Genomic DNA, 16029 nt, shown 5'->3' on the forward strand with positions numbered 1-16029 from the left:
CCCGATAATTTCGGGACGTTTTTTATTTTTAGAAAATTAACAATCCCAAAAATATCACTTAACTTTCTAATGAAAGTATGGTATTCAAAATTGTAAACGCTTGAAAAGTTTTCTAAAAGAAGTATTATTAGAGTTGTACACCACAACCGAAGATATATCTAACCTTATCTTTTTGGTGCCCAGTAAAAGAGCAGGTCTTTTTCTTAAAAAAGAACTTTTAGATATCTATAGAGAACAATCTATTCTTGTTCCTGAAATTCTTAGTATCGAAGAGTTTATTACCAAATTATCTGGACTACAACAGATAGATACTATACAAACAGTATTCGAGTTTTATGAAACGTATTTGAGTACTAACACACATTTACCAAAAGAAGATTTTGAAACTTTTACTACTTGGGCTCAAACCTTGATTTATGATTTTAATGAAATCGATAGATATTGCATAGATCACAAGAGCTTTTTTGCTTATTTATCAAGCATACAAGACATCAATCATTGGTATTTACAGAAAGAAAAGACAGAGCTAGTGCAAAACTATATCCAGTTTTGGGAAAGCCTGTTGCACTATTATGATAGCTTTAAAAACAGACTATTATCTAAGAAAATAGGATATCAGGGATTATTATATCGCAAAGCTTCCGAGGATATCAAAGAGTACGTAAAAACCGAAAAGAGGAAACATATTTTAGTAGGCTTTAACGCGCTAAACAATGCAGAACAAATTATATTCCAAACACTTTTAGAAGCTAATCTTGGAGATGCCTATTGGGATGCGGATACTTTTTTTGTCGAAAACAAGTATCACGAAGCCTCTTTATTTTTGAGAGGTTATAAGGAACAATGGGAATATTATAAAAACAATACTTTTAAATGGATTAAAAATAATTTTTCTGAAGAAAAAGATATAAAGCTTATAGGAGTTCCTAAAAATGTTGGACAAGGTAAGTGTATCGGTCAGATACTAAAAAAAATTCCAAAACAAGATATAGAAAAAACGGCATTGGTATTAGCAGATGAAGGCTTATTGCAACCGTTATTAAACGCAATGCCAAATACGGTTGAATCTGTAAATATTACTATGGGATTGCCACTTAAGGAAATTCCGGTTTCAAGCTTTTTTGAGCTATTATTTGAGTTACATAAAAATGACAATCATAGGGGACTATATTATAAGTCGGTTCTAGAAATTTTAAATAGCCGTCCCGCTTATTGGCTTTTGGGGGATACAGCTAAGCAATTAATAAATACTATATCCAAAGAAAATATAGTGCATGTAACACTTAGAAATTTACAAGATCAATGTTCAAGTAAAGAGATACAGATACTTGATTTGTTGTTTAAACCTTGGGATGGAGTTGCTATAGCATTAGAACATTGCAGAACTATTGTGCAATTAATTAAAGAAAAACTAGATAAAGATAAAGATGCTTTAGAGTTAGAGTATATCTATCAATTTTATCTGATATTCAATAAACTGTTTACATTATACAACACATACAAGTATATTACTACTATCGGAGCTTTATACACCTTGTATAAAGATATTTTAATGTCTGAAACTCTTGATTTTTCGGGGGAACCTTTTAGAGGCTTGCAATTTATGGGTATGTTAGAGTCTAGATGTTTGGATTTTGAAACCGTAATTATAAGCTCTGTAAATGAAGGAGTTTTACCTGCTGGTAAAAGCACAAATTCTTTTATTCCTTATGATTTAAAAAGAGCATATAACCTTCCAACATATAAAGAAAAGGATGCAATCTATACGTATCACTTTTATAGATTAATTCAACGTGCCAAGAATGTGTATTTGATCTATAATACAGAAGACGAAGGTGTAGGAGGAGGAGAAAAGAGTCGATTTTTATTACAATTGGATATTGATAAGAGACCTAAACACACAGTAACACATTATACTGTTTCGTCTAATGTTCCTAAGTTTAATACGCAATCACATCAGGTAGGAAAAAACAATGCTGTTTTAATAAAATTAAGAGAACTAGCAGCGCATGGATTGTCCCCATCTGCCCTAACCTCATACATAAGAAACCCAATAGACTTTTATTACAAGTATGTTTTAGGGATTCGTGAAACAGATGAGGTTGAAGAGACCATTGCTGCCAATACCTTAGGAACAGTAATTCATAATACCTTAGAAACGTTTTATAAACCTCTTGAAAATAGTTTTCTTTCTATAGATGAGATAAAAAGAATGAGAGATGCTATAGATACAGAACTTCAGGCAGAATTTAAACGAGAATATGCAGACTTAGATATCACTCAGGGTAAAAATCTCCTAATTTTTGAAGTAGCAAAACAATACATTCGTAATTTTTTAAAATCTGAAGAGAAGGTAGTAAGTGAAGGCGGTAAATTAAAGATCATTGCTATAGAGAGTAATTTAAAAACACAGGTACAAATTCCTGAGTTAGATTTTCCAGTATATATAAAAGGAAAAGTAGATAGAATTGATGAACTTGATGGTCAATTAAGAGTGATAGACTATAAGACTGGAAAAGTAACAAGAAATGATGTAGTATTAATGGATTGGGAAGTAATTACTGAAGATTATAAATATAGTAAGGCCGTGCAGGTTTTAGCCTATGGGTATATGCAACATAATGAAAACCCAATTTCTGAAGCCTTTACAGCGGGTATTATTTCTTTTAAAAACCTTAAAGAGGGATATCTTAAGTTTGGAACAAAAGAAAGCATCAGAAGTAAACCCAATCATAACATTACAAACGAGACTTTTGAAGCATACCTTTCCCAATTAAAAAAATTGATTCTTGAGATTTTTAATATCGAGATCCCATTTATCGAAAAAGAAGTATAGAGCAGTGATTAAGAATGAAAACCTAAGCATTAAAGGAAAGCATAATAAACCAATCATGATGGATTTTTCCTATGTTTCAAATAAAACAAGAAAACCAATTGTAATATTTTGTCATGGTTATAAAGGTTTTAAAGATTGGGGAGCTTGGAATTTAGTTGCAGAAATGTTTGCTAAGGCTGGATTCTTTTTTGTGAAGTTTAACTTTTCTCATAACGGAGGAACAAAAGAACAGCCAATAGATTTTCCTGATTTAGAAGCATTCGGTAATAACACATTTATCATAGAGTTAGATGATCTAGAAAACGTTTTGGATTTGATAACAGCTTCAAGTTTTAAGCATAAGAACGAAGTTGATAGTACTAAAATTACATTAATAGGACATTCTCGTGGGGGAGGCATTGCAACAATTAAAGCCACCGAAGACCATAGGGTTAACAAGCTAATTACTTGGGCTAGTGTTTGTGATTATAAAAATAGATTTCCAAAAGGAGAAACGCTAAAGCAATGGAAAGAAGATGGAGTAATGTTTGTAGAAAATGGAAGAACAAAACAACAAATGCCACATTATTTTCAATTTTATACCTCTTTTGTTGATAATGAAAATCGTCTTACCATCAAAAAGGCTGTAAAGAATATTAAGGTACCACATTTAATAATTCATGGCACAAAAGACCCAACTGTAAGTGTTAAAGAAGCAAAAGAGATTCATTCCTGGAACGACAAAAGTGAATTATTTCTTGTAGAAGACGCAAATCACGTTTTTGGAGCAAAACATCCTTGGGAAACAGAGATTCTACCTCACCATTTACTAGAAATTGTTGAAAAATCGATGCAATTTGCAATACTTTAACAGATTTGTGTTGAAGAAAACACAATGTTTTTCTTTTTTTTTGTTTATTTGTCAGTATGAAGTCAAGTAGACACATCATAGCATCCATTTTCCTAATGATTTTCAGTTTCATTCAGTTGGCTGATCTTCATGTTTTGGACCATGATGCCAATGATGTTGATTGTACTATTTGTCAATTTGCTTCTCAGGATCATAATGATGATTTTATATCAGCAGAGATAGTAATGCTTCCAGATGCTGTGATTATTCCGGCAGATGTGGTTCGCAGTACATACGAGAATCGATATTTTAAAACAAATAAGAATCATTCCTTTCTAAATAAAGCTCCTCCTGTAGCTTAATTTATTATTTCAACTTTTTTATTGACAATTAACTAGTAGCACTATTATATATGCTATTAGTATATCCATTATTTTATTTAACGAATGAAAAGACACACATGGTTATTAGTGTTTCTTCTCGGGATTAACCTCTTATCAGGACAAGACTGTAGTCAAATACTATCTGGTCGAGTCATAGATTTTCATGATGGGGTGCCCTTAGAAGGAGCAACGATAACATTTGATAACCGCACAATTATGACCGACAATAAAGGTTCATATAGTATAGATGGCTTATGCAGAATATCATACGCTTTTACCATATCTCATAAAGATTGTAACTCTCAGGTAGTAACATTAGATCTAGCTAAAATATCTTCAAAAGATTTTTACTTAGAACATCATCTTAATGAGTTGGAAGAGGTAAATGTAAACGAAAGTAAAACAAAAACATCATCGTCTCAAGAGGAAACAATTGATAAAAATATCATAGAGAGATACAGCAATGCTTCTCTAGGAGATGCTCTAAAAGAGATAACAGGTGTGTCTTCTTTAAACACGGGATCAACTATTGTTAAACCTATTATACAAGGTCTCAACGGAAGTAGAGTACTAATTATGAATAATGGTGTAAGAATGCAAGATATGGAGTGGGGAGACGAACATGCTCCAAATGTGGATATTAATGTAGCTAACAATATTACAGTGGTCAAAGGCGCATCTGCATTAAAATATGGAGGAGATGCTATTGGAGGTGTAATTATTATGGAATCTAATAGAGCTCCAGCCAAAGATACCCTATTCGGAAAAACAGTTCTTTCTGGAGGCACAAATGGAAGAGGTGGATCTTTAACTTCGAAATTGACAAAGGCTTATGAAAGCGGAATGTTTCTAAAAGTACAAGGAACTCTAAAAAGATTTGGTGATGTAGAAGCTCCGGATTATGTTCTTTCTAATACCGCAATTTTTGAAAAAGGGTTTTCTGCATCATTTGGAGTAAATAAATTTACCCATGGTTGGGATGTGTTTTATTCTTTTTATGCTAATGAGTTGGGCGTTTTAGCATCATCTCATATAGGTAACGTAGATAGACTTATTGCCTCCATAAATAGTGGTGAGCCGGATATTATTCGTGATTTTACTTATGATATTGAAAATCCAAAACAAGAGGTGACTCATCATTTGGGAAAAATAAAATATTTTAAAAGATTTGAACAGCTTGGTAAATGGACTACTCAATATGATTTCCAACTCAACAACAGATTAGAATTTGACATTAGAAGAACCGAAGAACGTAATAAAATACCAAGTATAGATTTAGAATTAACCACTCATTCTATAACCTCGGATTTTGAATTTGATTCTAGCGAAAAATATAAGTTTACCGCTGGAGCATTATTTAGATATCAAGAAAATTTTGCAAACCCACTTACAGGGGTGAGACGTCTTATTCCTGATTATAAGAAATATGATGCAGGAGCATTTCTTACCGTAGCATATGATTTAAAGGAAGATTTAATTGTGGATGCAGGAATTCGGTATGATTTTAATCAAATTGATGCACAGAAATTTTATTTGATCTCACGATGGGAAGAAAGAAATTATGATCAAGATTTTTCAGATATTGTTATTGATAGAAATGTAGCTGGATCACAGTTTCTAACAAATCCAGTTTTTGACTATCATAATGTTTCAGGAACAGCAGGGATTCAATACATATTTAATGATGACTATGAGTTTCGTTTTAATTATGCCTTATCCCAACGAGCTCCTAATCCGTCAGAATTATTTAGTGATGGCTTGCATCATTCTGCGGCAAGGATCGAATTAGGAGATCTTAGAATCGATCAAGAAACTTCTCATAAAATATCTTTATCCCTTAAAGATAGTCATGAAAAATGGGGATGGGAAGTGGCTCCATATGCTAATTTTATTCAAGATTATATTCTTTTAGAGCCAGTAGGTACAGAGTTAACTATTAGAGGTGCTTTTCCTGTCTGGCAATATAGACAAACGAATGTTAGATTATTAGGAGTGGATGCCAGAGCATATGCAAATTGGCATACAAACTGGATAACTGATCATAAGTTTTCCTTGGTAAAAGGACAGGAAACAGATGATAAACAAGCGTTAATAAATATGCCTGCTCCTAATTTTAATAATAAAATCACATTTACTAAAACAGAGTGGTATGATTTTACAGCTTCTTTAGAAAGCCAATACCATTTTAGACAAAATGAATTTCCACCAAATATAACGGTGTTTTCTCCCGATAGTGGACAAGACGTTTTACTAGAGATAAATACGCCACCTTCTGCCTATCATTTACTCAATTTCAATACAGGTATGAAATTTAAGATGGGAGATAAAAGTTCTTTAAACCTTGGATTTACAATTAACAATTTAGCCAATACAACATATAGAAATTATCTAAATCGTCAGCGATATTATGCAGATGATTTAGGTAGAAACTTTTTATTACGAATATCAATTAACTATTAAATTTTAAATTTTAAAATGATGAACTTAAGTAAATTTTTAACCCTGTTTTTTGCAGCAGCTTTGGTACTAACATCTTGCTCAAGTGATGATGACGCTCCGCCACCAGTTAGTCCAGAAGAAGTGATTACTACAATGATCGTAACACTTACAGATGGAACAGATCAGGTTGAACTTCGTTTTTTTGATGAAGATGGCGCAGATGGCCCAACTGAACCTATAGGAACAGTAAGTGGTGCATTAAAAGCAAGCACAACATATACAGGTTCGATTAGTATCCTAAACGAAACCGAAGACCCTGCTGAAAATGTTAATGAGGAGATTCAAGAAGAAGCAGACGAACACCAGTTTTTTTATATACCTACAAATTTAGGGGTTTCTACTACCTATACGGATAAAGAATCTGATTATGAGAATGCAGACGGAGTACAATTTACTTCTGAAAATCCTGTGGGATTAACATTTTCAATAACAACGACAGCTGATACGGGCGATGGTATGCTAAGGTTTGTTTTAAGACATGAGCCTAATAAAGATGCTGCCGGAGTTTCTGGAGGAGACATTACGAATGCAGGAGGAGACCCAGATGTAGACTGGACGTTTAATGTATCCGTAGAATAAATTTTAAAAAAATCTCCCGGACCAACACGGGAGATCTTTTAACCTATACTAGTATTATAAAAATTTAATTGTAAACATAGTGTGGTTTACGTTTTTTGATTGATTCATTGTGAATCATCCCCCATAGCAAATCAAAAAACAGAACCACTTCAATACAGAAAAATTGCTTTTTTTATTAAAGATTGAACTATAAATTTTAACTGATTAATTTATAAATTTTACTCTTATGACCTATTTTAAAAAAACATTTTTTGCCATTTCGATCGCATCACTTTGCCTGTGGTCGTGCCAAGAACCCGAAATTGCAGAAGAATCTGCAGAAACAATACCGCAAATACGTATTGATGAAATTAACCACACGTCAAAAGATATATTAAAGAAAGTGTTTGCAGAAGCCTTGGCTAAATCTTTAAATGAAAGCGTGTCACTTAGAATGCTCTTAAAAGAAGAATCTCTAAAAAAGTTCGATAATGATTATGATGTTCTTTATCACATGATAAAAGATCGTCAGCTATTAGATGGTAAAACATTAAGAACTACACTTGAAAATCACTTAGGAGAAGAAAAATTATTAGAAATAGAACAGGAATTACCAACTCTTACGATTTTTATCCCTGAGTTACCAGAAGACTCATTTTCTGCCGATATCTGGGATGCCACTACACAAATACCTCATGTGGCGTATAATGTAAAATCAACTAATGATGTACCTGTTATAAAAAGCAATAGCGAAATCTTCGTTTTACCATCACACGAGATACCTCTATTTCCGGTTATTGTAGTAAAAGAAAACGAAAGAGTAATATTAGATGGGAAATCCAGTTCTAAAGGATTTTCAACTAAAAACAGTGAAAAAAACATACTAAAAACCAATGATGGAATTAGTTTTCGGTTTTTAGATGATTCTTTTAATAGAAATCTAAATAGAGAAAATGAATCTTTTTCAGAAAAAGATTTGGCAAAATCCACTGTAGATCCAAAACATATAGCTGCTTTTGATTTTTTCGAAAACCAAGCAGGTTGGCAAAGAGATCATTTATATTATAATCAGTCTCCTACAAGTCCAAAAGGCCCATTTTTATTTGATTTTCAAGAACACATTACTTCTTTTAGACTAAAAGGAGGAGGAGGATGGTCTAATGGCGTAGTCGCATACAACAAAATTGCAGATCAAACGGGTGACCCTAGGATAGGGATACAATACGTACAAGGATATCCACAAACCTATGGTAGTTGGACAGATGGCGTTTTTGAATTTAAGGTAACTGCTCTTATCAATGCTAAAAATGGTATTGGTTCAGAGTTTATAACATACTTTCCCGTACAGGCACGAGATCTATTCCGTATAAGAAGATCAACACCTTCAGGAGAAGATTATAATACATTACGTTTAAGACACTTGAGAACTAAAAGAGTTAATCTTAATCTTCCTCTTATCAAATGGGATTTAGATCAGTATGCATCTACTATAAAAATCGAAATAGAAGAAGTAGATAGAACAGAGGCGATAACCACAACAGATACTAGAACAGTAAAATATGCAACTAATTTTGGTTTTGATATAGGATTTGGTAAAAAAGTAAAAATAGGATTAGAGTTTGGTGCTTCGCGAGAAGAGACCAAAACACAAACTATTACAAAAACATATACTGCAGAAAATGATAGACTAGGAGCTATCATCGCTGATTTTGCAGATGATTGTGTTAGGAAAAGCTCGTCTAATAACTATTCTGTAGGTAGAAGATATACTACCGGGTGGTTTGAAATAGATCTAGCGCCTTTACGAGTGCAATAATAAAAGAAAATTGATTGAAACTATGATAATTTGTATAAGTTGAGTTTGTAGTATTATATGCAATTAAGTTTCAATTTAAACCCTTTGGAGTAGTTACCAAAGGGTTTTTTATTTTTTAGAAACTATGTTATTTAATTTTTTTTTGAGAAACTAAAAGTCATTTGCTTAATGCATATGCTGTTAAATATGTCTTAATTACGCAACCTTTTAGTCTTTTTGACGTCTTTTAATTGGAATATATACGCTATTGTTTTTACAAAAATAAATAGCAATTAAAATTGGGGTTTTATTATCAATTTCTATGAAAGTTTTAACAACTTTAAGATGGGGTATTTTGCATCAAAGTTGTTATAATTATAACACATCTTTATGAATACTTGGTATAAATTTTGATGAGTTAAGAACAATGTATTGAGTCTATTTAGTTTTTGGCCAAAAAAGGACTGAGAATATATTAATAAAAGAGGCTTAATTATTTTAAAAAGAATAGTGAAAATTGATTTTCAATGCGTTAATAGCAATCGTTTTATCAAGATATTATGGCATTGTTAAATGTGAATTATCATAGATTAAATGTTAAAATATTTAAGGGATACCGCTTATATTCGTGGCGTAAAACCTAACCATATAAATAGTACAATTGAAACTATCATAATTAGTATAAGTTGAGTTTGTGTTAAATACAATTAAGTTTCAATTTAGACCCCTGGGAGTAGTTACCCGGGGGTTGTTTTTTAGAGTAGTACCTGCATCAATTTTGACTTATTTCTCCTGCTAATCGGAATCCTATTTTCACCAATATACACTACCTCTTTTTTTAAATCAAAACTTTCAATCTTTTTTATATTCACTACACAAGACCTATTAACTTTCATGAATTCTGAAGAATTGATTTTATCAATTAACTCTTTTAGAGAAAGCTTTATTCTTATTTCTTCTTTAGAAATGATTATAGAACAGTATTTTCCTTCGACGTTGATTAAACAGATATCAGAAATGTTTATTTTTTGTAATACTTTATCCGTTTTTACAATAATATAGTCTTGCTCTATTTGAGAGTCTGAATGTTTAAAAGTTTTATAACTGAAATTTTCTTTTTTATGCTGGCAAGCTAACGCAAAGGTTCTTTTGAAATTTTCTTTATCCAGAGGTTTAGTAATATAAGAATAGGGAAATGTTTCTTTTGCTTTGTTAAACGTAGCTTCATCAATTGATGAAGTTAGATACATAATAATAATAGGAAGATTATTTTCACGAACATATTCAGCTATTTCTATTCCGCTTCGTTTTCCTTTTAGATTAATATCCAACAGGATTAAATTTGGTTTAACAGCTTTTATTAAACGAAAAGCCTCTTCAGAATCCCCTGTGCTGTTTAATGAACTAATTTTCATTTCAGTTAATAGGACTTCTAATGCATTTACATAAATGACATCGTCCTCAACAATAAGTACTCTCACAATACAAATTTAATATTTCGATAATTAAAGTTTACTTTCAAAACGTAGTATAGCTATTTTTCTTTATGCAACATAAAAGAAAATTTGATTAGGTTTTAAGACGTTTATGTTATTAATAGCAAATACCATTCCTTTATAAAAAGAAATCTGATGTTTTGTCATAACAAAAGAATATTAGGGATTTGTCAAAGAGATAGTTACTAGGTTTCTAGAAACTAATCTTGAGCACTAGGAAAAGTTACATGAAATTGTGATCCGATATTCAAAGAACTTTCTACCTCTAGTTTTAAGTTGTTTAGTTTTATAAATTCTTTGCAAAGTATTAAACCCAAACCACTACCTTCTTCTCCCCTAACACCGTAATTACTTTTTTTATATCCTATGTCAAAAAGTTTTTCTAGAGCCTCTTCATCCATACCAATTCCATTATCTTGAACAGTAAACTTAATAGTTTTATCACCTGTGCACGTCGCTTTTAATTCTATCAGACCTTTTTCTTCTGTATACTTTATGGCATTGCTTAATAAGTTTCTTACAATACTAGTTGTCGTATTATAATCCGCATATATGTTTGTACTCTTGTCGATTAAAAAGAGAACTTGAATCCTATTTTTTTTAATACTTTCATCATATTGATCAAGGCATTCAGAAACTAGCGTATATAAATTTATTTTTTGAGGGTTAATGGTAATCATATTTTGTTGCGCCATTGCCCATTTCAAGAGGTTGTCTAGTAGATTGTTTAATTTAATCGAAGAACCTCTAATTTTATGAGATAATTCTTCTATTTTATCTAGTTCTTTATTTTTAATAAAGTGGTCTATTAAGTAGGGAACTTCTTGAAACGAAATAAGTGGGCTTCTTAGATCATGTGCTATAATGGCAAAAAAACGATCTTTTGTTTTATTAAGGATCTTAAGTTCATCGGTTCTTTTATTAACCACCGCCTCTAGTTGTCTTTTTTGTTGTTGGACATACCTAATGCGAAATGAATACATTACATATAAAGAGGTAAGGACTAATAATAGTAGTGTTGCTAGAAACCATGGAGTTGCCCAAAAAGGTGGTTTTACGAGAATAGAAATAGTGATTCCTTCTTCATTCCATACTCCATGATTGTTAGAAGCTTTGATACGAAGGGTGTAGTTTTTCGCAGATAGGTTAGTAAGCGTGATGGTGTTTTTAGTACCTAGATTAATCCAATCTTCATGCAGCCCCTCTAGCTTATAGGCATACTGATTAAGGTAATGATTGTAAAAACTCAAGGCAGAAAAATCAAACGATATTACCGCATCTTCATGTGATAATTCTAAGATTCCATTAGATGAAAATGCTTGATGTAAGGGAATTTCTTTATTAAACTTTTTAAACCTGGTTAAGGCTACCTGAGGAATAAAGGTGTTTTTTTTTATTTCTTCTGGCTGAAAAGCATTTACTCCATTTGTACCTCCAAAAAACATTTTTCCTTCTTTGTTTTTAAAATAAGCATTGGCATTAAATTCATTGCCTTGTAAACCATTACTCTTATCATAATTAACAAAGGTTTCTTGTACTGGATTGAACATAGATAGGCCTTTATTAGTGCTTAGCCATAGATTTCCACGCTTATCTTCTAATATTCCATATACAACATTATTGGGTAAACCATCCTTAACGGTATAATGTTTAAACGATTCTTTATCTCTATCAAAAAGATTTAGCCCACCCCCATTCGTTGCAATCCAAAAGTTTCCTTTTTTATCTTCATAAAAAGAATGGATAAAGTATGAATTGATTCCGTTTTTCTTATCAGGTCGTTCTTTATATCGTATAAATTTTTCTGTATGTTTATCAAACTTAGCAAATCCATGGCCTTCGGTCCCTACCCAAAAAACACCTTTTCGATCTTTGTATATTGTATTTATTTTGTTTGAAGGGATACTGTAAGGGTTTTGTGGATCTGTTCTAAAAATTTTAGAGGATTTATTGGTTATGTCCACAATGTATAACCCATTAGAGGTTCCAATCCATAATTTGTCTTTGCTCTCAGGAACTATATCAAAAATAAAATTGCAGTTACCATAGAGATATTTAGGGTATCGGGTAAATTTTTTTTGATATTTATCTAGTAAGAATAGACCTTTATCATGTATACTAATCCAAAATATGTCTTTTGATATATTTGGATCATTATAGATTTCATAGACATCCATACCAACCATTTTAGAATACGTTGTAAAGTCATCGGCATAATGTTGTAATTTACCATTTTGGATATCGATAAGATCAAGTCCGCCGTACCCACCTATCCAGATGTTTTTATCCATATCCTCATAGATTGAACGAATACTAGAAAAACCTAAGCTGTTTTGATTATTTTCATCTCTTTTATAGGTTTCAATGGTATTAATAGCGGGGGCTAGCATGAATACTCCGTATCCCATTGTGCCTAACCAAACAATTCCTGATTGATCTACCCAAATGGTTTTAATTGAGTTTTGAGTTCCTTTTATAGGGTAAAAGCTAAACGTACCATTTTTAGGGTTAAAAACTTCTAATCCGTAATTAGTAGATTGCCATATGAGACCACTTTTGTCCTGGATCATGATCCCACTATGATATAAATAGTCGTTCCTTTTATAGTTTTTTTGTGTTGACCAGTTTGGTTTATAAAAAACACAAGTTTCTTTAGTCGCAAGATTTATTTGTTCTAAGGATTTGTTATCATGCCTACTTCTATATAATAATAGTTCACCATAATTATTTTCCTGAATCATTTGATGACTATATCCAATATTGTTTATAACTGTATTATAAGAGGTTATAAATTGTTGTTTTTGAATATCGAAAATATAAATACTAGTATCCTCATCTTTTAAAGCTTCAATGTATAAACGATTTTCGGATTTATTACTTTTTATACGAGATATAGCTTTATCATCATTAATCGTATATCTTTCGGTTTTATTTGTATTAAGGTTGAATTTAAGTAGTTCTCCTTTAGATGTTCCTATCCAAACAATTCCTTTGGTATTGGAGTAGATTGTCCTTATTATATGTTGCGCGTTTAGATGTTCATTTTCAAAAAATTGAAAGCACTCTGTAAATGGGTCAAAACTATATAACCCGTTTAAAGTTCCTATCCATAGTACGCCGGTAGTATCTTCATAAATAGCAGTAATAACATTATTTTGTATACTACAGGGATTATCGTAATAATAATTATAGATTTTAAATTCGTATCCATCATATCGATTAAGTCCATCTTTGGTTCCAAACCACATAAACCCTTTTTTATCTTGAATAATACTAGATATATAGCCTTGAGAAAGTCCATCGTTAGTAGTTAAATGTATGTAAGATGAGGGGTCTTCTTGAGCGTATCCGCAATTAATTATACTGCTAAGAAGTACACTAATTAATAGATGATAAATTTTATTTTTTTGCATTCTCTATGAATAAGTGGTACCTGTACAAAGCTGATTTTTAAGGCTGCAATAGTATTTCAATTTTGAAATAATCAAAAGTATAAACTCTAAAAATTATCTTAAAAATTTCTTTAAAATCACTCATACCAAAAAAACAACCAGTTGTACCAGATAAAGCTAAAAAAGGAAGTCAAAGTTATTGAAACAGATATATCTAGTTCTCTTAGCGTACTTCAGTTTGACATAGTTTATTAATATGTCTGAAAAAACTTTATAAAACCGCTTATTCCTATTCTAAGACCAGTCGATTCGTATTTTTTGAGGATACTAAAACACGTTTCATCTTTACCGAATCTTAAATCAATAATTTATAAAACAATAAAAAATGAGTAAAAAATTTCACTTGTTATTTGCAATTATGATGACTTCAACATTGTTAGTTTCATGTAATAAGATATTTCTAGGTAAAGGTACTTGTAAAATTGGTTCTGTTGAAAAGGAATTTACCAAGGCTAACTCTTTTAATAAAGGAGTTCTTGCTTTATCAAATGGAGATGATGAGTTTGTATCTTTCTTTTTTCCAATCCCAACGACCTTTCCCACAACGTATGATATGAATACAAGAAAAATAATCACAGTTGACTGTTCTGTTAATGGTAAACAATATAGTGCCACTAATGGGGCTTTAGGTTTTGGAAGACAAGGTTCTTTTACTATCAAAATTACAAAGTATAGTAACTCCAGAATTTCAGGAACGTTTCAGTTTACTGCTATTAATGATGATCATGAGCAAATAGTTATTAAAGACGGAATCTTTAATGAAATTCCGGATTTAGAATTTTTTAATAAGAAACTTGGGCTAATGGAAGACAAACCGTCCCATACTCAAGACCCGCAAGATCCTAAAATAGAACACCAATCGAAGGAAAGTAAATCATTTCACATTACAGAGATTCAAGATCAAGAAAAAAGTAAAACTGAAGAAGAACTAATTTCTGATATCAGAGAAAAATTTGGTGCTATTAACTATAATATTAATTCTTATACAAAAGTCAAAAAAGACGTAATGGAAGAAAGTACAGAAGGTGGCGAGCTTGAGGGTTATTTTAAAAACACTGAATTAAGGAAAATGATAACGACTTACTACGGCGAAATGGGTAAGCTAATAGAAGAATACTATTTGTGGGACGATCAATTATTTTTTGTTTTCACACATGAACATTACTATGATAAGCCAATGCATATGGAAGGTTCAAAGGTTTCTAAAATAAATGAGAATCGATATTATTTTTATAAAGATAAGCTAGTAAGGTGGCTTGATCCACAAAAGAAAAAAGTTGCCAAATCAAAATTTACGGAAAAGGGGACAGAAATACTACAAAAATCTAAAAAGTTGAAAGAAAAAGTAAAATAAAAGCATAAGACAGAACAATCGTAACCAGCGAGTATGGTTAATGCTTATAAAATGACCAGTAATACCGCATGTAGTAAATAAAGGAGATTTGATACTTTAAAAGGTATCAAATTGATTCTCTTTGTTTTATGAAAATTAACTTGTTTGTCTATATACTTAGAAACACTCTTAGAAACCACTTATTCCTATTATAAAACCAATCGAATCCTATTTTTTGAGGATACTAAAACACGCTTCATCTTTGCCCGACAGTAATTCAAAAGATATATAAAAACTTCAAAAAAATGATTAAACAACTTTACTTATTATTTCTAGTCACCGTTGCTTCAACGCTATTAATTTCATGCAGTAATGATGATGATAGTTCACCTGATTTGTCAGATACTTTGGCGCTCGATGGTATTTGGAAGCTAACCAGTTTAAAAACAGAAAACGGAAAAATATCACCAGAGGATATTTCTTTAATAGCAGATTTTGAAATGATCGGAGAATATTATGGTCTCCTGATTGATTTTATTGAACCAAATATTTTAACTCAAACTGGTTTTTATGATCTAAGATTAAGAGCTGCTGGGAATGAGGAATTTGTAGAAGATATTGAAGTAGTTATACCTCCTGGGAGATGGTCAAAAGAAGGGAATGAGTTAACTATAAGTTTCAATAACAATACGCTAACTTTTGTTATCAACAAAATATCTAAAGACAAGATAAGCCTTGTAGCCGATCTTAATTCTTACTTATCAATAATGAATGTCTTCGAAGATGAAGATGAACCTAAACTTACGTTCAAAGGCGAGATTGTCTTAGAATTAACAAAACAGAACTAG

General features: G+C 31.4%; 10 protein-coding genes. 8 read left to right on the plus strand and 2 right to left on the minus strand.

The genetic code is table 11. From position 1 onward, the window contains the following. Window positions 1-100 precede the first annotated feature (100 nt). The 6 genes from D1816_RS16955 to D1816_RS16980 all read left to right on the plus strand — a co-directional run bounded on the left by D1816_RS16955 (window position 101) and on the right by D1816_RS16980 (window position 8921). Entirely contained in the window at window positions 101-2836 is a 2736-nt protein-coding gene (locus D1816_RS16955) for a PD-(D/E)XK nuclease family protein (RefSeq protein WP_118504376.1), read from the plus strand. Beyond that, window positions 2790-3686 carry a S9 family peptidase gene (locus D1816_RS16960; RefSeq protein ID WP_233565208.1) on the plus strand — a complete coding sequence of 299 codons (897 nt, stop codon included), beginning with the start codon at window positions 2790-2792 and terminating at the stop codon, window positions 3684-3686. The genes D1816_RS16955 and D1816_RS16960 overlap by 47 nt, the downstream gene beginning before the upstream one ends. Window positions 3687-3742: 56 nt before the next feature. Further along, the gene (locus tag D1816_RS16965; protein WP_118504378.1) at window positions 3743-4027 is read left to right on the plus strand and encodes a hypothetical protein; all 285 of its coding nucleotides are present in this window, start codon (window positions 3743-3745) and stop codon (window positions 4025-4027) included. Between the two features lie 84 nt (window positions 4028-4111). Then, window positions 4112-6508: a TonB-dependent receptor gene (locus tag D1816_RS16970; RefSeq protein WP_118504380.1), complete on the plus strand. Its 2397-nt coding sequence runs from the start codon at window positions 4112-4114 to the stop codon at window positions 6506-6508. An 18-nt stretch (window positions 6509-6526) separates the two neighbouring features. Next, the gene (locus D1816_RS16975) at window positions 6527-7126 is read left to right on the plus strand and encodes a type 1 periplasmic binding fold superfamily protein (protein WP_118504382.1); all 600 of its coding nucleotides are present in this window, start codon (window positions 6527-6529) and stop codon (window positions 7124-7126) included. A gap of 226 nt (window positions 7127-7352) precedes the next feature. Continuing rightward, entirely contained in the window at window positions 7353-8921 is a 1569-nt protein-coding gene (locus tag D1816_RS16980; protein WP_118504384.1) for a hypothetical protein, read from the plus strand. 734 nt (window positions 8922-9655) lie between these two features. Here D1816_RS16980 and D1816_RS16985 read toward each other — a convergent pair. Then, entirely contained in the window at window positions 9656-10381 is a 726-nt protein-coding gene (locus D1816_RS16985; RefSeq protein ID WP_118504386.1) for a LytTR family DNA-binding domain-containing protein, read from the minus strand. Window positions 10382-10596: 215 nt separating this feature from the next. Next, window positions 10597-13809 (minus strand): two-component regulator propeller domain-containing protein, encoded by a 3213-nt coding sequence (locus tag D1816_RS16990; protein ID WP_118504388.1) that lies wholly within the window; start codon window positions 13807-13809, stop codon window positions 10597-10599. A 364-nt stretch (window positions 13810-14173) separates the two neighbouring features. Here D1816_RS16990 and D1816_RS16995 point away from each other — a divergent pair, with 364 nt between their 5' ends. Then, entirely contained in the window at window positions 14174-15202 is a 1029-nt protein-coding gene (locus D1816_RS16995) for a DUF6252 family protein (protein ID WP_118504390.1), read from the plus strand. Between the two features lie 284 nt (window positions 15203-15486). Then, window positions 15487-16029, plus strand: coding sequence for a hypothetical protein (locus tag D1816_RS17000; protein ID WP_066315331.1), 543 nt, complete (start codon window positions 15487-15489; stop codon window positions 16027-16029).

This window comes from Aquimarina sp. AD10 (genome assembly GCF_003443715.1).
Classification (GTDB): Bacteria; Bacteroidota; Bacteroidia; order Flavobacteriales; family Flavobacteriaceae; genus Aquimarina; species Aquimarina aggregata.